This is a genomic window from Bradyrhizobium sp. S3.2.6 (assembly GCF_040546885.1).
In the GTDB taxonomy this organism is placed as follows: Bacteria; Pseudomonadota; Alphaproteobacteria; order Rhizobiales; family Xanthobacteraceae; genus Bradyrhizobium; species Bradyrhizobium cytisi.
This window is the reverse complement of record NZ_JBEPOS010000003.1, coordinates 522,935-539,630: the sequence shown is the minus strand read 5'-3', so window position 1 is coordinate 539,630 and position 16,696 is coordinate 522,935. Positions and strand designations below refer to the sequence as shown.

General features: G+C 64.7%; 19 protein-coding genes and 1 tRNA gene. 13 read left to right on the top strand and 7 right to left on the bottom strand.

Translation table 11 applies throughout. The features are described 5' to 3' along the window. Window positions 1-113: 113 nt before the first annotated feature. On the bottom strand, window positions 114-845 hold the full coding sequence (locus tag ABID58_RS10365) for an SDR family NAD(P)-dependent oxidoreductase (RefSeq protein ID WP_148749874.1): 732 nt from the start codon (window positions 843-845) through the stop codon (window positions 114-116). Window positions 846-1,232: 387 nt separating this feature from the next. Here ABID58_RS10365 and ABID58_RS10360 point away from each other — a divergent pair, with 387 nt between their 5' ends. After that, entirely contained in the window at window positions 1,233-1,460 is a 228-nt protein-coding gene (locus ABID58_RS10360; RefSeq protein WP_148749875.1) for a hypothetical protein, read from the top strand. A gap of 1 nt (window position 1,461) precedes the next feature. Here ABID58_RS10360 and ABID58_RS10355 read toward each other — a convergent pair whose 3' ends face one another. The 4 genes from ABID58_RS10355 to ABID58_RS10340 all read right to left on the bottom strand — a co-directional run bounded on the left by ABID58_RS10355 (window position 1,462) and on the right by ABID58_RS10340 (window position 5,020). Further along, on the bottom strand, window positions 1,462-1,965 hold the full coding sequence (locus ABID58_RS10355) for a DUF6496 domain-containing protein (RefSeq protein ID WP_148749876.1): 504 nt from the start codon (window positions 1,963-1,965) through the stop codon (window positions 1,462-1,464). A 68-nt stretch (window positions 1,966-2,033) separates the two neighbouring features. Beyond that, a complete protein-coding gene (locus ABID58_RS10350) occupies window positions 2,034-2,816 on the bottom strand; it encodes an alpha/beta fold hydrolase (RefSeq protein ID WP_148749877.1) in 783 nt (260 codons plus the stop codon). 4 nt (window positions 2,817-2,820) lie between these two features. Then, window positions 2,821-4,116 (bottom strand): O-acetylhomoserine aminocarboxypropyltransferase, encoded by a 1,296-nt coding sequence (locus tag ABID58_RS10345; protein ID WP_354032547.1) that lies wholly within the window; start codon window positions 4,114-4,116, stop codon window positions 2,821-2,823. A gap of 97 nt (window positions 4,117-4,213) precedes the next feature. Further along, window positions 4,214-5,020 carry an IclR family transcriptional regulator gene (locus ABID58_RS10340; RefSeq protein ID WP_354032546.1) on the bottom strand — a complete coding sequence of 269 codons (807 nt, stop codon included), beginning with the start codon at window positions 5,018-5,020 and terminating at the stop codon, window positions 4,214-4,216. Between the two features lie 129 nt (window positions 5,021-5,149). On the opposite strand from ABID58_RS10340, the gene ABID58_RS10335 reads away from it, so the two are divergent. The 6 genes from ABID58_RS10335 to ABID58_RS10310 are packed head-to-tail and all read left to right on the top strand — an operon-like array spanning window position 5,150 to window position 9,760. Next, window positions 5,150-6,115, top strand: coding sequence for a Bug family tripartite tricarboxylate transporter substrate binding protein (locus tag ABID58_RS10335; RefSeq protein WP_354032545.1), 966 nt, complete (start codon window positions 5,150-5,152; stop codon window positions 6,113-6,115). Window positions 6,116-6,118: 3 nt separating this feature from the next. Next, window positions 6,119-6,736: a flavin reductase family protein gene (locus tag ABID58_RS10330; RefSeq protein WP_354032544.1), complete on the top strand. Its 618-nt coding sequence runs from the start codon at window positions 6,119-6,121 to the stop codon at window positions 6,734-6,736. A 49-nt stretch (window positions 6,737-6,785) separates the two neighbouring features. After that, entirely contained in the window at window positions 6,786-7,646 is an 861-nt protein-coding gene (locus ABID58_RS10325; RefSeq protein WP_354032543.1) for a fumarylacetoacetate hydrolase family protein, read from the top strand. Window positions 7,647-7,649: 3 nt separating this feature from the next. Beyond that, complete coding sequence (gene hpaH, locus ABID58_RS10320; RefSeq protein ID WP_354032542.1) at window positions 7,650-8,453, top strand: 2-oxo-hept-4-ene-1,7-dioate hydratase; 804 nt, start codon at window positions 7,650-7,652, stop codon at window positions 8,451-8,453. Between the two features lie 24 nt (window positions 8,454-8,477). Continuing rightward, on the top strand, window positions 8,478-8,870 hold the full coding sequence (locus ABID58_RS10315; protein ID WP_354032541.1) for a RidA family protein: 393 nt from the start codon (window positions 8,478-8,480) through the stop codon (window positions 8,868-8,870). Between the two features lie 14 nt (window positions 8,871-8,884). After that, complete coding sequence (locus tag ABID58_RS10310; protein ID WP_354032540.1) at window positions 8,885-9,760, top strand: amidohydrolase family protein; 876 nt, start codon at window positions 8,885-8,887, stop codon at window positions 9,758-9,760. A 51-nt stretch (window positions 9,761-9,811) separates the two neighbouring features. On the opposite strand, the gene ABID58_RS10305 is transcribed toward ABID58_RS10310, so the two are convergent. Beyond that, window positions 9,812-10,819 (bottom strand): LLM class flavin-dependent oxidoreductase, encoded by a 1,008-nt coding sequence (locus tag ABID58_RS10305; protein WP_354032539.1) that lies wholly within the window; start codon window positions 10,817-10,819, stop codon window positions 9,812-9,814. Between the two features lie 241 nt (window positions 10,820-11,060). Here ABID58_RS10305 and ABID58_RS10300 point away from each other — a divergent pair, with 241 nt between their 5' ends. Genes ABID58_RS10300 through ABID58_RS10290 form a run of 3 tightly spaced genes read left to right on the top strand, consistent with a single transcriptional unit; the run spans window position 11,061 to window position 12,730 of the window. After that, window positions 11,061-11,564: a peptidase associated/transthyretin-like domain-containing protein gene (locus ABID58_RS10300; protein WP_354032538.1), complete on the top strand. Its 504-nt coding sequence runs from the start codon at window positions 11,061-11,063 to the stop codon at window positions 11,562-11,564. Between the two features lie 35 nt (window positions 11,565-11,599). Then, complete coding sequence (locus ABID58_RS10295; RefSeq protein ID WP_502916395.1) at window positions 11,600-12,202, top strand: ferric reductase-like transmembrane domain-containing protein; 603 nt, start codon at window positions 11,600-11,602, stop codon at window positions 12,200-12,202. A gap of 39 nt (window positions 12,203-12,241) precedes the next feature. After that, on the top strand, window positions 12,242-12,730 hold the full coding sequence (locus tag ABID58_RS10290; RefSeq protein WP_148749889.1) for a cyclic nucleotide-binding domain-containing protein: 489 nt from the start codon (window positions 12,242-12,244) through the stop codon (window positions 12,728-12,730). Between the two features lie 1,000 nt (window positions 12,731-13,730). On the opposite strand, the gene ABID58_RS10285 is transcribed toward ABID58_RS10290, so the two are convergent. Next, window positions 13,731-13,805 (bottom strand) — tRNA-Thr (locus tag ABID58_RS10285). Between the two features lie 316 nt (window positions 13,806-14,121). On the opposite strand from ABID58_RS10285, the gene ABID58_RS10280 reads away from it, so the two are divergent. The 3 genes from ABID58_RS10280 (at window position 14,122) to ABID58_RS10270 (ending at window position 16,564) form a co-directional block, all read left to right on the top strand. Next, entirely contained in the window at window positions 14,122-14,328 is a 207-nt protein-coding gene (locus tag ABID58_RS10280) for a hypothetical protein (protein ID WP_354032535.1), read from the top strand. 39 nt (window positions 14,329-14,367) lie between these two features. Next, entirely contained in the window at window positions 14,368-16,074 is a 1,707-nt protein-coding gene (locus ABID58_RS10275) for an FAD-dependent oxidoreductase (RefSeq protein ID WP_354032563.1), read from the top strand. Between the two features lie 181 nt (window positions 16,075-16,255). After that, window positions 16,256-16,564, top strand: coding sequence for an EthD family reductase (locus ABID58_RS10270; RefSeq protein WP_148749892.1), 309 nt, complete (start codon window positions 16,256-16,258; stop codon window positions 16,562-16,564). Window positions 16,565-16,696: the final 132 nt, after the last annotated feature.

Here is a 16,696-nt window from a genome sequence, read left to right as displayed (position 1 = left end):
CGGCGCTGCGCTAGCGCAGCGCCGGAGCCGACCAAATCATGAACAGTGTCACCCATCCATCCGGTCTGTTCTGTTACCAATCCATCCGCTGGACAGGCCGCAATCACCGAGTTTCAATTAAACGCCATCCCACCGCTCAGCGCGATGGTCTGCCCCGTCATATAGGCGTTGTCGACCAGCAGCATCACGGCTTTCGCCACCTCATCCGCCGTGCCGAAGCGGCCGAGCGGGATGCGGCTGATGAGTTGCGGCTGGCCGCTCATCATGTCGGTCTCGATCAGCGACGGCGCTACGGCATTCACGGTGATGCCCTCCTTCACCAGCCGCGCCGCGTAACCGCGCGTGAGGCCCTCCATGCCGGCCTTGGAGGCGTTGTAGTGCGGGCCGATCGAGCCAGCGCCGCGCGCGGCACCCGAGGAGACGTTGACGATGCGGCCCCACTTTCGCGCGCGCATCGACGGCAGCACGGCCTGTGTGCACAGGAAGACCGATTTCAGGTTGACCAGGATGGTGCGATCGAAATCGTCCTCGGTGAGATCGTCGACGCCGCGCGTGATGGCGATGCCGGCATTGTTGACGAGAATATCGATCGGCCCGAGCCCGGCTCCGGCGCGCGCGACTATGTTGGCAACGGCCTCGCGCTGCGAGACGTCGGCGGCAACGACGATGGCACGGCCGCCATGTTGGCCGATCTCGCCTGCGAGCTGCTCGGCCTGTCCGATCTGCTCGCGGCAATTGATTGCCACGGCTGCGCCGGCCTCGGCCAGCGCGCGGCAGACGGCAGCGCCGATCCCGCGCGAGCCGCCGGTGACGAGCGCTACGCGCCCCTTCAGATCGTGCGCCATATCAGGATCTCCCCATGATTGCGTTAGCCGAAGTTTACCACGCCTGGCCGTGCGGGCGCGTTGAACTCATCGCGAGATGAATCCGCCTGTCGGCACTTGCAGCGGGAGGAGCACCCCAGCGCTCCGCTGCCAAATATGGACAGCCATTTCATTGACCAATCGCGCCAATCGCTCGATATTCGAAGCATTGAAACTGCTCCTCGAGCTTGATGCCGCGATATGAGAACCGATCACCAGCGTAATCCTGACGACATGCACGCGTACATGACGCGGCGCTGTTTCTCCGCGGCTACCAGCGCCTGTTGTTGTTGCTGACCACACCTCCTGGCAACGCCTCACACCGCAAATCCAATACAGGAACGCCGAGATTTCGGCGAGCGAGCAGTCATGTCCCAAGCCCAGTTTCAAGCCCAGTTTCAGGCCCGGTCCAACGCCTACATCATCGAAATCCACGATCGCGCCGCTGGCATCATCACAAGAGATGAGCGCGGCTTCCGCTTCTTCTCCTCCGAGCGCCTGTTCGACAGTCTCGAAGGCCGTCAGTTCCGCTCGGCACGCGAGGCCGAGCGCGCCGCGCGTGCCGTGTTCTCGGAGCGGAGCCGGCGCGCGAGCTAGATCAACTCCGGCGGCGGGCCCTGGTGCGTGCCGCCTTCTTTGCCGCGGTGGAGCGGACCTTGGCACCTTTGGTGTGGCTCGCCTTCCGTGCAGCGGCCGAGCGTGACGCAGCGGTTCGCCGGCTCGCGGCGCGCTTGCCCTGCTTCGACAGCGCACTCCGCGATGCGGTCGAGCGCGGCTCCTTCTTCAGGACGCCTTCGACGGCCCGCGAGACGCGCGGACGGCGCTTCGGGGTGCGTTTGCCCTGACCGGCTTCATAGGCGTATTTGGCGCTGCGGCGCGTCGCCTTCTTGACGCGCCCCTTGCGTGGCGGCGGCAGGTCGACGCCGGCGCGGCGCGCCTCGGACAGGCCGATGGCGATGGCCTGGCGCGCCGAGCGGGCGCCATGCTTGCCTTTCCTGATCTTGTCGATCTCGTCCTTGACGAATTCACCGGCCTGCGTGCTGGCGGATTTGCCGGCGCGCTTGTCCCGCTTGGCTTTACGAATGACTTCCTGTCTTGGCATGGGTCGAGTTCCCTCTTGCAATCGCAAAGGTGTCCAACCGCAACGCGCAACGCGGAAGATTGATCCTATCAGCCCCTCAACGCCGCGAGCAATTCATCGGGCCGCTCGGCCATGATCATGTGGCCCGCGCCCGGCACCACGATTGTTTTCGCATGCGGGATTGCGGCGGCGAGCGCCTTGCCGGCCTTCGCCGGTGTCATCATGTCCCGCTCGCCGAGGATGAGGGTAGCAGGCACCTTCACGCTCGCCGCCGCAGCGAGCGCATTCGCGTAGGCATTGCAAGCCGACAAATCCTTGAACAGCACGCCCGGCTCGCAAGCTTGAAGCACCGCCTGTGCGCCGCCATGCATCCACAGGCCCGGCGCGAGACTGCCGCCGAGCTCGGCGTTGAAGCCGAGGCCCCAGATCGAGACCATGTCGAGCGCGTCCTGCTCGTTGGCTTCGGCGGCCTTGAGCAGATCCGGGCCGACCGTCATCGTCGCGGCCGTGCCGATCAGGCTCAGCGCCGAGACCTTGGCCGGGTGCCGTGCCGCGGTCTCCAGCGAGATCAACGATCCCATGGAATGGCCGATCAGGTGCGCCTTCGCTGCGCCCGCCGCACCGAGCAACGCCGCCGTCCAGTCGGCCATGTCAGCAATACTTGTGAGTGACGGCCCGGCCGAGCGGCCGTGACCGGGCAAATCCGGAGCGAGAACGCCAAAGCCGTGATGGGCGAACCAGCGCGTGTGCAGTGCCCAGGTCGAATGATCGAAGCCGGCGCCGTGGATGAAGGCGACCGTGGGCAGCGCCTTGTCGAACTCGCGGCCGCCGGTTGCGGCAAACACCTCGGCGCCGTTGACGGAGAGCTTCATCGTGTCAAACCTTCTGCGAGATGCGCAGCGCCTGCGCGAGATCGTCGATGATGTCGCTGGCGGCCTCGATGCCGACCGACAGCCGCACCAGCTCCTCGCCGATGCCGGCAGCCCTAAGCTGCTCGGCGTCCATCTGCTGATGCGTGGTCGAGGCCGGGTGGATCACCAGCGTCTTGGCGTCGCCGACATTGGCGAGATGGCTGATCATGCGCAGCTGTTCGATGAACTTGCGGCCCGCAGGCCGGCCGCCCTTGATGCCGAAGGAGACGATCGAGCCCGCCCCGCGCGGCAGCAGCGTCTTCGCGAGCTGGTAGTCGGGATGGTCCTCCAGCGTGGGATGCAGCACCCAGTCCACGGCCTTGTTGGATTTCAGCGCCTCCAGCACGAGATGCGTGTTCTGGATGTGGCGATCCATGCGTACGCCCAGCGTCTCGACGCCTTGTAAAAGCTGGAACGCGTTGGTCGGCGACAGGCAGGCGCCGAAATCGCGCAAGCCTTCGGTGCGCGCCCGCATGATGAAGGCCGCCGTGCCGAACTGCTCGTCGAAAACGATGCCGTGATAGCCGCCATAGGGCTCGGTCAGCACGCCGAACTTGCCCGACGCGCGCCAGTCGAAGCGGCCGCCATCGACGATAGCGCCGCCGATGGCGATGCCGTGGCCCCCGATCCATTTGGTCGCCGACTGCATCACGATGTCGGCGCCGAGCTCGATCGGCCGGCTGAGATAGGGCGTCGCAAAGGTGTTGTCGATCAGCAGCGGAATCTTTGCCTCATGCGCAATCGCGGCGACATTCGGGATATCCAGCACCTCAAGTCCGGGATTGCCGATGGTCTCGCCGATCACGAGCTTCGTGTTCGGCTTGATCGCCTTCCGGAACGCATCATGATCGCGCGGCTTCACGAAAGTCGTGGTGATGCCGAAGCGCGGCAGCGTGTGCGCCAGCAGATTGATGGTGCCGCCATAGAGCGAGCTCGACGCCACGATGTGGTCGCCGGCATTCAGAAGCGTCGCGATGGCGAGATGCAGCGCGGCCATGCCGCTCGCGGTGCAGATCGCGCCAACGCCGCCCTCCAGCGCCGCGAGCCGCTCCTCCAGCACGCCGGTGGTGGGGTTGGAGATGCGCGTATAGATGTGGCCGGCGCGCTCCAGATTGAACAGCGCCGCCGCGTGATCGGAATCCTGGAACACGTAGGACGTGGTCTGGTAGATCGGCACCGCGCGGGCGCCGGTCGCGGGATCCGGATGCTGGCCCGCGTGCAGGCTCAGGGTCTCGAAGGCAGGCGGTTTTGGCGCGGGCATGCGTGGCCTCGTTGGTCGATCGGCGATGGCGGCCCTTGTGCCACAAAAACGCGCGCCACGTCAGCCCATTGACAGTCTCGCGCGGGCTCGCGCAGCGCTATGCACTCGAACGAATGGCCTGCTCGATGCTCCGCGCCTCGCGCAACAAAATCTCCGCAACCTCCTGCTCGCGGCGGGGGCCGAGCCTCGTCCGAACGGCGGACACGGTCATCGCCGCCGCAGGGCGCCCGTCCGGGGTCTTGATCCAGGTGGAGATCGATGTCGTGCCCTGCACGAGACCGATCTCCCTCATGCCAAATCCGCGCCGCCGCGCCGCGGTGACCTGGCCGAGCACGGTTGCGGCGTCGGTCCGATAGGCCTCGAACCGCTTCTCGTTCGCTGTGACGATTTTTCGCGCGTCCTGCGCCGGCAGCGCGGCGAGGATGGCGACGCCGGCGCTGGAGACGCCGAGCGGGCGGCGCGCGCCGACCTCGATCGACAGCACCTGGATCGGATAGGCGCCGATCCTGCGATCGACGCACAGCGTGTCGTTGCCGGTGCGCACCGTCAGGAACAGCGTGTCGCCGATCTCGGCGGAGGCGCGTCGCAGCGAAGGACCTGCGGCCACCAGCAGCGGCGATGGCCGGGGGCGCGCGAGCGCCAGCTCCGGCACCTGGTTGCCGATCGCGTAGCGGCCGGATCTGTCGTGCCGCTCGACGATGCCTTCCTCGATCAGCACGTGAACGATGCGGTGCACGGTCGGGCGTGTGAGGCCGGTGGCCTGCACCACCTCGGCCAATGGCACACCATCTTCGCGGCCTGCGGCAAGGATACGCAGCACCGATAATGCGCGACGGATCGCTTGCGCGCCCTGTCGCGGTTCCAGCGCGTTGCGCGCGGATCTTGAGGAATGGGCTTGGTCCATATTATGGACAAGAACGCCACAATTCACTCGACAGGTAAAGCGCTCATCGGGAGATTGCGCGGCGATCAAGCGCCGTGCACAACGGCGAAGCGTTCGAATTGAGTTTGGAAGCGCCGCCGGGAGGTTAACATGAGATTAATCGCGATTGCCATGGTCGTCGTCACTGCGATGCTGGCGGGGCCCGCGTCGGCCCAGCAATGGCCGGCGCGCAGCGTCAAGCTGATCGTGCCGTATCCCGCCGGCGGCAATGTCGACAGCGCCGCGCGCATCATCGCCGACAAGCTCCAGGAAAAGCTCGGCCAGCCCTTCATCATCGAGAACAAGGCCGGTGCCGGCGGCATGATCGCGGGCGAGGCCTTCGCGAAATCGGCGCCCGACGGCTACACGCTGTTCGTTGGCGCCAATGGCCCGGTGCTGTTCGCGACTGAGATCAACAAGCGCGACGCCTATCATTGGAAGAAGGACTTCCTGCCGATCTCGACCATCTCGATGACGCCGCTGGTGCTCGAGGTCCATCCGTCGGTGCAGGCCACAACCTTCAAGGAATTCATCGAGCTGGCCAAGCGCGAGCCCGGCAAGCTGACCATGGCCTCGCCCGGTCCTGGCACCACCAACCACCTGCTCAGCGAGCTGATGCAGTCGAGCCTCGAGCTGCAATGGGTCACCGCGCATTACCGCGGCAACGCGCCGGCCATCAACGATTTGCTTGGTGGCCAGGTGCAGTTCGCCTTCGACCAGCTCACGGTCAGCCTCCAGCACATCAAGGCCGGCCTGTTCCGTGCGCTCGCCGTCACCAGCCCGCATCGCCTGAAGTCGCTGCCCGACGTGCCGACCTTCGCCGAGCTCGGCTACAAGGACTTTGATGGCCAGACGTTTACGGGCCTGTTCGCGCCCGCAGGCACGCCGGCGCCGATCGTGGACAAGCTGCACGAGACGCTGGTTGCGATCCTGAAAGATCCGGGCGTAGTCGATAAGTTCGACAATCTCGGCGGCGAAGCCGTCGCGATGACGCCCGACGAGTTCAGGGCATATCTCGAGCGCGAGGACGCCAAATGGATTCCGGTCGTGCGCAAGGCCAACATCAAGGCTGACTGAGCGATGCGGATCGACCCCACCGAGCTCGGCGCGGAGCGCATCTACCGGCTGATGACCGGCATCGTGGTGCCGCGCCCGATTGCCTGGGTGACGAGCCTGTCGCGCGCCGGCGTGCTCAATCTCGCGCCGTTCAGCGCCTTCACCTTCGTCTCGCAGAAGCCGCCGATGCTCGCCATCAGCGTCGGCCGCAAGGGCGCTGATTACAAGGACACCGCGCACAACATCCTCGACACCGAGGAATATGTCATCCACATCGCCGACACGCCGCTGATGAATGCGGTGCACGACAGCTCCATCGAGCATCCGCCTGAAATCAGCGAGGTCGAGCAGCTCGGGCTGGAGACGCTCGACTGCGAGCGCATCAAGGTACGAAGGCTCGCCGCTGCGCCGGTTGCGATGGAATGCCGCTTTCGCCAGTGCCTCGAATTCGGCGAGGCGCGCAGCCGGCTGATCGTCGGCGAGGTCGTGATGTTCCACATCCGCGACGGCCTCGTCACCAACGGCAAGGTCGAGACCGCGGCACTCGATCCGATCGCCCGCATCGGCGGGCCCCGTTATGCCCGCCTCGGCGAGATCGTGACGCTGAACACCGTGTTCCAGACGCCCAAATCGAAGGACTGAACGTGCGGACGCCTGGCGTACGCCGCCTGAAGACCATTGGAGAACGACGATGCGACTGCTGAGCTATCTGGTGGACGGAGAGCCGCGCTACGGCGCGGCGACTGATGGCGGCGTGGTCGATCTGACCACGCGGATCGGCCGCGATTTCTCCGACCTGAAGGCGCTGATCGCGGCCAACGCGCTGGCCGAGGCGCAAGAGGCGGTGGCCGGCCAGAAGCCCGACTATATGCTGGAGAAGATCACGCTGCTGCCGCCGGTGTTGTCGCCCGAAAAGCTCTGGTGCATCGGCGTCAATTACGCCGAACGCAATGCCGAATATAAAGACAATTCGGACCTGCCCAAATATCCGAGCCTGTTCGTGCGCAGCATGTCGTCGATGACGGGCTCCGGCCAGCCGCTGGAGAAGCCGCACGTCTCGGATCAGCTCGATTACGAAGGCGAGCTCGTCATCGTGATCGGCCAGGGCGGCCGTCATATCCAGCGCGAAAAGGCCTTCGCGCACATCTTCGGCATGACGCTGTGCAACGAAGGCACGATCCGCGACTGGCTGCGCCACGGCAAGTTCAACGTCACGCAGGGCAAGAACTTTGACCGCTCCGGCAGCATCGGCCCGTGGATCGTCACCGCGGACGAGCTCGATCCGCGCGGGCCGCATGACATCGTCACGCGCGTCAACGGTGAGGTGCGGCAGCAGGACACGACCGAGCGGCTGATGTTCCCGTTCGATGTCCTGATCTCCTATCTCTCGACCTTTGCGACCCTGAAGCCCGGCGACATGATCGTGACGGGCACGCCGACGGGCGCGGGTGCCCGCTTCGATCCGCCGCGTTGGCTGAAGATTGGCGACGTCGTCGAGGTCGAGTCCAGCCGCATCGGCGTGCTCAGAAACACCGTGGCCGCGGAGCAGTAAGTGATGCTTGATACCGTCACGATCGAGTGCCTTGCTGGGCGCCTCGATGAGGCCGAGCGCACCAAGGCGCTGATTCCAATGTTCTCAAAGGACTATCCCGGCTTCAGCATCGAGGATGCCTACGCCGTCCAGCGCGCCTGGACAAAACTTCAGCTCGGTCGCGGCCGCGTCATCAAGGGCCACAAGATCGGCCTGACCTCGAAGGCGATGCAGAACGCGGTCGGCATTTCCGAGCCCGATTACGGCGTGCTGTTTGCCGACATGTTCTATGCTGATGCCACGCCGGTTCCGTTCGATCGCTTTCACGCACCTCGGATCGAGGTCGAGCTCGCCTTCGTGCTGAAGGCACCGCTGCGCGGTCCGGATTGCACCATCTTCGACGTGCTCAACGCCACCGACTACGTCACGCCCGCGCTCGAAATCCTGGAGACGCGCATGCATCGCGTCGATCCCGAGACCGGCAAGGCGCGCAAGGTCGTCGACACCATCTCGGACAACGCCGCCAATGCCGCGCTGGTGCTCGGCGGCCGGCCGTTCCGTCCGCTGGACGCGGATTTGCGCTGGATCGGCGCACTCTTGTTTCGCAACGGCGAGGTCGAGGAGACCGGCCTTGCCGCCGGCGTGCTCAACCATCCCGCCAACGGCATCGCCTGGCTCGCCAATCGCCTGGCACCGCATGACGAGCATCTTGCCGCCGGAGAAGTCGTGCTGGCAGGATCGTTCACGCGTCCGGTCGATATCCGCCGCGGTGACACGTTTCATGCCGACTATGGCGCCTTCGGCTCCGTGTCGTGCCAGTTCGTCTGAACCAATAAAAAGAGGAAGCGCACCATGACAGGCCCAACGCGGCGCAAGAGCATCCATATTGGCGGCTTCAAGCACGCCAATCCGATCCCGAACGCCTGCCGCATCGGCAATCTCGTGATGTCCGGCGTCATCCTCGGCCGCGACGGGGCCGGCGTGATGCCGGAGAGCCTGGACGCCCAATGCGCCAACATGTTCGCGCATATGAAGGCGACCGTGGAGGCTGCGGGCGGCACGACGGACGACATCATCAAGATGACGGTGTGGCTGAAGGACCGCACGCAGCGCGGCCCGGTCAATGTCGAATGGCTGAAAATGTTTCCGGACGAGCATTCGCGCCCGGCGCGTCACGCGCTGCCGATGGACAACATGGACGGCGGCGCACTGGTGCAGTGCGATTTCACCGCCGTGATCGACTGAGGGAGTTTTTGCGCATGCCGACCTATCTGCCGTTCGATCCGAACCCGCGCCGTCCGATCAAGGCACCGCCGCCGAAAACCGTCGACAGCCAGTTTCACGTGCTCGGCCCCGTCGACAAATATCCGGAACGTCCGGGTGCGGCCTATCGGATGCCGACCGCGACCTGGGAAGCGGCACTGCGCGTGCACAAGACGCTCGGCATCGAGCGCGGCATCATCGTGCAAACAACGACCTACGGCGCCGATCATTCCGTCGTGCTCGACGGTCTCGCCGCGATGGGCCCGAACTATCGCGGCTGCGCCAACGCGCTGGTGTTTGCCGAAGCGAACGATTCCTATCTTGCCAAGCTGCATGATGCCGGCGTGCGCGGCGCGCGCTTCAGTTTTCGACAGGAGCTGGGCGCGGTATTGTCGGACGCTGATTTCGCCCGTGCGATCGCAAGGATTCGCGAGCTCGGCTGGTACGTCAAGATCCAGCCGGAGAAGGACGGCATCGTCTCCAGCGTCGCCAAATACGAAAATCTCGACGTGCCCGTGCTGATCGACCACATGGCCCGCCCCGACCCCTCGCGCGGCAAGGACGATCCGAACTTGCGAAAGATGCTCGAGCTGCTCAAGAAGGGCAATTTCTGGGTCATGCTCTCGCTCGGCGAGAAGACATCGCAAGCGGGTCCGCCCTATGACGATGTCATCCCGATCGCGCGCAGCTATATCGAGGCCGCGATCGACCGCTGCGTCTGGGCCAGCGACTGGCCGCATCCGGTCTCGGTGAAGCAGCCGCCGAACGACGCCGATCTGCTCGAATTGATGTTCCGTTACGCGCCCGACCAGGCGGAGCTGGAGAAGATCCTGGTGCACAATCCGGCGAAGCTGTTCGGGTATACGGATTAGAGGCTCGGGACTCGCCAAGAGCGCACCTTCGTCGGGGTGCGCACATCGCGCTCACAGCACCGGCTGCCTCGCCAGCCGATCCCGCACCTCGGCCGCGATCTCGAACGAGCGCAGCCGGGCGGCGTGATCGTAGATCTGTCCCGTGGTCATCAGCTCGTCGGCTGCGGTGTCGGCAATCAGCGCCTTCAGCTTCTCTTCGACGACCGCGGGCGAGCCGACTGCGGAGCAGGCCAGCGATTGCGTGACGCCTGCCTTCTCGGCCGGCGACCACAGCGCGTCCATGTCGTCGACCGGCGGCGGCAGCTGGCCGGGCGTGCCGCGGCGCAAATTGATGAACTGCTGCTGCAGCGAGGTCAACATGCGCTGCGCCTCGCCGTCGCTGTCGGCGGCGAACACATTGACGCCAACCATCGCATAGGGCTTGTCGAGCTGCGCCGAGGGCTCGAACCGCGCGCGGTATTCGCGCAGCGCCGGCATCATCATCTGCGGCGCGAAGTGCGAGGCGAATGCGAAGGGCAGCCCCAGCATCGCCGCGAGCTGCGCACCGAACATGCTCGAGCCGAGGATCCAGAGCGGCACCTTCGTCCCCATGCCGGGCACGGCGCGGATCGCCTGGTTCGGCTGCACATCGCCGAGCAATGCCTGCAGCTCCAGCACGTCATGCGGAAAATTCTCGGCAGCCGTCGCCAGATCGCGCCGCATCGCCCGCGCCGTGAGCTGGTCGGTGCCCGGCGCGCGGCCGAGCCCGAGATCGATCCGCCCGGGATAGAGCGACTCCAGCGTGCCGAACTGCTCGGCGATCACCAGCGGCGAATGGTTCGGCAGCATGACGCCGCCCGAGCCGACGCGGATCGTCCTGGTCCCGCCCGCGACATGCCCGATCACCACGGATGTCGCCGCGCTCGCAATGCCCGTCATGTTGTGGTGCTCGGCCAGCCAGAAGCGCTTGAAGCCCCAGGCTTCCGCATGCTGGGCGAGATCAAGCGAGTTGCGAAACGCCTGCGCGGCGTCAGCGCCCTGCCTGATAGGCGCGAGGTCGAGCACGGAGAAGGGGATCATGCGGGGCACCGGAGTGGAGGGGCAGGATAATGACGCGCGGCGGCGAACAACACATGTAGTGTCAGCGCGTAGGATGGGTAGAGCGTGCTCTGTACCCATCCTACGAAGCTGTTTGAGCGGCCCGCACCTCCGTTCACAACCCTGTTATTGCGACCCATGGCGCCCTTCGTCTCAACTGGGCCTTTCGCGCCTGTTGTTGTACCCTCCGCGGGTCCACCGAACCGTCGCAGGAGGAATCGACATGACCATCGTCGTACTCAGCCGCCGCAATCTCCTCGCCGCCGGCGGCACCGTCCTCGCAACCGGAGTTTTGACAGTCGGGGCTTCCAGACTCCTGCTGCCGGCCCGTGCGGACGGCCTCGCGCCGACTGAGTCGATGACGGGCGGGGCGAACAACTACCGCAAGGGCGCGGCGGTCGTGGAGCGGATCGGCAAGGGCGGCTTCTGGATGAGCGGCACCGTCCGCCGTGCCGGCGACGGGGCGCCGCTTGCCGGGCAGCGCATCCAGATTTGGGCGCACACGGTCGAAGGCCAGGAGCACGAGCCGCAGAGCCACGGCGCCACGCTCACCGACAAGGATGGGGCGTTCCGGCTCGAGATGCCGCAGATCATTCCGATCTTCGGCCAGCCGCACGGCCATCTCGCCTACGACAGCGGTGAGTTCAAAACCGTCTTTCTGCGGCCGATCATGCGAAGCGCGAAGGAAACCAGCCTCGAGGCGCACTTCGTGCTTCAGCCGGCTTGACCGCGTTGCAAGTGAAGGCGTGGAGATCGGCCCGGGTGCCCTTGATCTGGGCCGCCCTTGCTTTGGCCATCGGCGTGCCGATCGCGCTCGCTGCGGCAAGCGAGCAGCTCGCATGGCGCGGTCCTGTCTACATCCTCGCTGGATTCGCAGGCATCGTCGCCCTCGGTCTCGTGCTGGTTCAGCCTTTGCTGATCGGCGGATATTTGCCTGGCCTGTCGGCCTATCGCGGGCGGCGTGCACACCACTGGATCGGCGGCGCGCTGGCCTTCGCGGTGGTGATCCATGTCGCCGGCCTCTGGATCACCAGTCCGCCTGATATGATCGACGCCCTGACCTTCGCGTCGCCGACGCCGTTCTCCCCCTTTGGCGTGATCGCGATGTGGGCCATCTTCGCTGTCGCGCTTCTGGCGCTGCTACGCCGGCGGCTGGGCCTACGACTGCGAACCTGGCGCATCGTCCATCTTCCGCTCGCGATCGTCATCGTCGCGAGCGGCGTGGTCCATTGCCTGCTGATCGAGGGGACGATGGAGACAATCTCGAAAGCGACGCTCTGTGCATTTGTCCTCGCTGCAACCGCCAAGGCGATGATTGATCTCCGGCGAAAGCGGGCGTTGCGCGGCGAGAGCATTGCGAGGTAGTGAACCGGGCAGAATCGATTGCGATTGCGGGTTGGGGCGATGACTGAAAGTTCTTCCGATCTGAAAGCATTCCTGCTCGCGACGCCGTTCTTCGGCGGTCTCACGGACCCAAGTCTCGACCTCCTGCTATCGATGCTGGTCGAACGCAGCTTCGACGTCGGCGCGACCGTCGTGGCGGAAAGCGAGCCGGGACGCTCGATGTTCATCGTCAAATCCGGTCGTCTCGCGGTGAGCAAACGGGCGAATTCGGGGGACGCCATCCCGATTTCCACCCTTAGGCCCGGCGATTTCTTCGGAGAAATGACGCTGATCGAAATGCAGAACCGCTCCGCCACGGTGGTCGCGGAGGCTCCGACCGTGCTGTACGAGCTGACCGCGCAAAAGCTCTACGCCTGCTACAAGGCCGATATCCACGCCTATGTGATCGTCCTGCAGAACATCAATCGCGAGCTGTGCCGGCGCCTGCGCCGTTCCGACGATCGCCTCACCAGGCATCGAATGGATGAAGAGGGAAACTCTGCGAATTGAATGTGCGTCTCGGCGATGCCGCGAGTTCGTAGCCCGTAGGATAGGTAGAGCACTTGCGAAACCCATCATGTTTCGTCACCGGGGAGGGAAGGCCTTGATGGGTTTCGCTTCCGCTCTACCCATCCTACGAGCTACAGCAACGCCAATGAGTGCAGCGAATTTCTATGAAGCCCGAGGGCAACCAAGCCGGAGAGAAGCAGCGCAGTCCCAGTTACGATCAGGCAAAACGCAAACACTATTGAAGCCTTTGGTTCGTCACGAATGACAAAGACGATAATAGATAAAATTTTACCGACAATCGAAAGGAAGAATTAACCTTACTTGCGCCGATCTAACCCGTCGGGCAAAACACCCGGCTCCCACCAAAATCCCGTCAACCCTCCTTCATAAAAATATTCCACTTTACCGAAATTCGGATTTGCGGCACACTCCCGCCATCCTGACCCCTGGGGAGGGGCGATCGTACGTCGTCACGAACGTGGGTTGGGGGGCGGTGGACGCGGCAGCGCCGGCGCGGATGTGGGAGCAGGGCGGGCAGAGGATTGAGCCGAACCCCGTGAGCTCTCTGCAAGCCGTGTCGAACGAACGGCGCCTGTATCCCGCGAAGCCCTTGGGCGAAGCGGGATCGCTGCGTACGGCTAAATCGTGTGGTCCTGGCTGTCGTCGCTACAGCCAAGCTTTCGCGGAGGTGTGGAGCGCCCAACCGGGTCAACCACATCGTCAATTCGCTGAAAGCGAGGGAGGCCAGAAGGAATTCGGCTCCCGGGAGAGCGCGGCATACGCCGTCAACCCATCGCGCAGGGAAGGCCGAGTGTTCGGCGTCACCTGTATGCTGCTGTGCGGTTTCCTTGCGCTACACTTTCGCGCAGCGGACCGCGGGTGCCCGTCGGCACCCGGTCTTCCCTGCGCCCTCTTCACAGAGGAGGGCGACGGAAAACAGCATAACTCGGGCGTTTCGTGCCGCGAGAATGCTGATTCATGCGTACTTCGAGAGATGAAATGGTGCTGCCAGACAGGATTGAACTGTCGACCTCTCCATTACCAATGGAGTGCTCTACCACTGAGCTACGGCAGCATGTGCTGGGATAAGAATCGGCCGCCCGAGGGGCCTACCAAGCGGGCCGATATCTGCCACAGGCCTCCCCGCTGTGCAAGCTTGCAGGACCCGCCAAAGCGAGAAAATCGGGGCGATATCGGGGGTATCACGGCTGCTTTGGCCCGAAACGACCGACTTTCCGTCGATTTTGGTTCCTACTCCCCCGGCCAACTGGCCAGTTGGCCGGTGCGGCGGATTCGACCCATTTTGAGTTTCGCACGATCGGGACCGCACGGCCCTCTTGAGCTGCCGCATTCTCCGGGCATGTTATCGCCAACCGCTGTATGGACCCGTGATGGCTGACGAGAACGACAGAAGCGCGAGACAGGCGAAGGGATCGCGGGACGACCGCCTGAAATCGGCGCTGCGAGAGAATCTGAAGCGGCGGAAGCTGCAGGCGCGCGAACGCGCCGCAAGCGCCGACCCCTCGCAAGTCGACGATGGTTGCCTAGATGAGGGGACCGTCGGCAAGACTGGACCATTAGACAGGACCGGCCGCTAAAATCGAGCGGCCAGAATTTTTGGAGTGCATGCAGTGACCATGGGGCAGGACAACTCACACCAAACCGAACGCGATGCGATGATGTCGCGCTTCACCCGCCCCGAGCAGACATTTCCCGCGCTGACATCCGCCGAAATCGAGCGCATGAGACATTTCGGCGAGCTCTGCACCTACACAGACGGCGAGCTGCTGTTCGAGACCGGCAAGCCGGGGCCGGGCATGTTCGTCGTGCTGAAGGGCCATGTCGCCATCACCCAGCGCGACGGGCTCGGCAATATCACCCCGTTAATCGACCAGGGACCGGGGCAATTTCTGGCCGAGCTCAGCCAGCTCTCGGGCCGTCCGGCGCTGGTCGATGGTCGCGCCAAAGGCGATGTCGAGACGCTGCTGTTGCCGCCGGAGCGGCTGCGCGCGTTGCTGGTTGCCGAGGCCGAGCTTGGCGAGCGCATCATGCGCGCGCTGATCCTGCGCCGGGTCAATCTGCTGCAGGCCGGCGTCGGCGGCCTTGTGCTGATCGGCCCGTCGCATTCGGCCGGCGTGGTCCGCTTGCAGGGCTTTCTCACCCGCAACGGCCAGCCGCATCATTTGCTCGATCCCGAGCGTGACCGGGATGCCGCCGAGCTGATCGCGCGCTATTCGCCGAAACCTGAGGATTGGCCGCTGGTGGTCACGTCCGACGGCGCGGTGTTGCGCAATCCCGGCGAGACCGAGCTTGCGCGCGCGATCGGTATGATCGGCGGCCCGCGCAACGACCGGATCTACGACGTCGCGATCGTCGGCTGCGGACCGGCCGGGCTTGCGACCGCCGTGTATGCGGCGTCCGAAGGGCTCTCGGTTGCCGTGCTCGACACCCGCGCTTTCGGCGGCCAGGCCGGCGCCAGCGCGCGCATCGAAAACTATCTGGGTTTCCCGACCGGCATTTCCGGCCAGGCACTGATGGCGCGCGCCTTCAACCAGGCGCAAAAATTCGGCGCCGACATCATGATTCCTGTCACGGTGAAGTCGCTCGACTGCACGCGCAAGGACGGTGCGTTTTCCGTCGCGCTCGACGGCAGCGATCCCCTGCGCTCGCGCTCGATCGTGGTCGCGAGCGGCGCGCGCTATCGCCGGCCTGACATCGAGAACCTCGACAAGTTCGAGGGTCGCGGCGTCTGGTACTGGGCCTCCCCGGTCGAGGCGAAGCTGTGCGCCGGCGAGGAAGTGGCGCTGGTCGGCGCCGGCAATTCGGCGGGGCAGGCGGCCGTGTTCCTGTCGGGACACGCCAGACGCGTGCTGATGATTATCCGCGGCGGCGGCCTCGGGGCCAGCATGTCGCGCTATCTCATCGAGCGCATCGAAGCGACGCCGAACATCGAGCTTCTCTTCAACACCGAGATCACCGCGCTCGAAGGCGACGAGGCAACGCTGCTGCGGCGGATCCGCTGGAAGAGCCGGCTGTCCGATGACGAGGATTCCGCCGACATCAAGAATCTCTTCTTGTTCGTCGGCGCCGATCCCGCCACCACCTGGCTCGATGGCTGCGGCGTGACGCTCGATCGCGGCGGCTTCGTCGTCACAGGCGCGCAGTCCGAGCTGAACCAGGGCAAGCTGGTGGCGCCGCTGGAGACCTCCGTGCCCGGCGTCTACGCCGTCGGCGACGTCCGCTCCGGCTCGGTCAAGCGCGTCGGTGGCGCCATCGGTGAAGGCGCGCAGGTCGTGGCCTCCCTGCACGGCTATCTCGGTGACGCCGCAAAACCGGCGCTTTAAAGCACGATCCGGAAAAGTGTGAAGCGGTTTTCCGAAAAGATCGTGCTCAAACAATAAGTCAAGGACAAGACAAGCGAATGGCAAGCCGATTGTGACTTGCCATCTTGCCGTGTCCCACGGACTATCGCCGCGTCGCGAGGCCAATCGCGCGTGGAAGAAAAGATTCTCAAGGGAGGACTAAATGGCCGAACTCGTCGTGCTCTACAAGACGCCCAAAGACGTTGCCGCCTTCGACAAGCATTATGCCGAGACCCACATTCCGCTCGCCAAGAAATTGCCCGGCCTGAAGAAATACGCCGTCAGTACGGGCGCTGTCGGCTCGCCGGCCGGACCTTCAGGCGTTCATCTCGTCGCCATTCTCTCCTTCGACAGCGTGGGCGACATCCAGAAGGCCTTCGGCAGCGAAGCGGGCAAGGCTGCCGCCGGCGACGTGCCGAAATTCGCCAGCGGCGGCGCCGACCTCTTGATCTTCGACACCAAGGAAGTGTGATCGCAACGCTCGCTTCAACTTTCGTCGAAAGCTGCTGTCCTTTGTGACAGCGCTGCAAAAAAATCAGCCATGCGTTTGTCGATTCGCACGATGACGCATGGCTGCGCCCGCATATGTGACGTCAGCGCAGGT

Coding starts and splice junctions, on each gene's coding strand:
- hpaH (WP_354032542.1), top strand. CDS start 7,650: ATGCTTGATACCGTCACGATCGAGTGCCTTGCTGGGCGCCTCGATGAG.
- ABID58_RS10330 (WP_354032544.1), top strand. CDS start 6,119: ATGCGGATCGACCCCACCGAGCTCGGCGCGGAGCGCATCTACCGGCTG.
- ABID58_RS10365 (WP_148749874.1), bottom strand. CDS start 845: ATGGCGCACGATCTGAAGGGGCGCGTAGCGCTCGTCACCGGCGGCTCG.
- ABID58_RS10290 (WP_148749889.1), top strand. CDS start 12,242: ATGACTGAAAGTTCTTCCGATCTGAAAGCATTCCTGCTCGCGACGCCG.
- ABID58_RS10275 (WP_354032563.1), top strand. CDS start 14,368: ATGGGGCAGGACAACTCACACCAAACCGAACGCGATGCGATGATGTCG.
- ABID58_RS10335 (WP_354032545.1), top strand. CDS start 5,150: ATGAGATTAATCGCGATTGCCATGGTCGTCGTCACTGCGATGCTGGCG.
- ABID58_RS10360 (WP_148749875.1), top strand. CDS start 1,233: ATGTCCCAAGCCCAGTTTCAAGCCCAGTTTCAGGCCCGGTCCAACGCC.
- ABID58_RS10345 (WP_354032547.1), bottom strand. CDS start 4,116: ATGCCCGCGCCAAAACCGCCTGCCTTCGAGACCCTGAGCCTGCACGCG.
- ABID58_RS10355 (WP_148749876.1), bottom strand. CDS start 1,965: ATGCCAAGACAGGAAGTCATTCGTAAAGCCAAGCGGGACAAGCGCGCC.
- ABID58_RS10325 (WP_354032543.1), top strand. CDS start 6,786: ATGCGACTGCTGAGCTATCTGGTGGACGGAGAGCCGCGCTACGGCGCG.
- ABID58_RS10300 (WP_354032538.1), top strand. CDS start 11,061: ATGACCATCGTCGTACTCAGCCGCCGCAATCTCCTCGCCGCCGGCGGC.
- ABID58_RS10350 (WP_148749877.1), bottom strand. CDS start 2,816: ATGAAGCTCTCCGTCAACGGCGCCGAGGTGTTTGCCGCAACCGGCGGC.
- ABID58_RS10270 (WP_148749892.1), top strand. CDS start 16,256: ATGGCCGAACTCGTCGTGCTCTACAAGACGCCCAAAGACGTTGCCGCC.
- ABID58_RS10280 (WP_354032535.1), top strand. CDS start 14,122: ATGGCTGACGAGAACGACAGAAGCGCGAGACAGGCGAAGGGATCGCGG.
- ABID58_RS10310 (WP_354032540.1), top strand. CDS start 8,885: ATGCCGACCTATCTGCCGTTCGATCCGAACCCGCGCCGTCCGATCAAG.
- ABID58_RS10305 (WP_354032539.1), bottom strand. CDS start 10,819: ATGATCCCCTTCTCCGTGCTCGACCTCGCGCCTATCAGGCAGGGCGCT.
- ABID58_RS10315 (WP_354032541.1), top strand. CDS start 8,478: ATGACAGGCCCAACGCGGCGCAAGAGCATCCATATTGGCGGCTTCAAG.
- ABID58_RS10340 (WP_354032546.1), bottom strand. CDS start 5,020: ATGGACCAAGCCCATTCCTCAAGATCCGCGCGCAACGCGCTGGAACCG.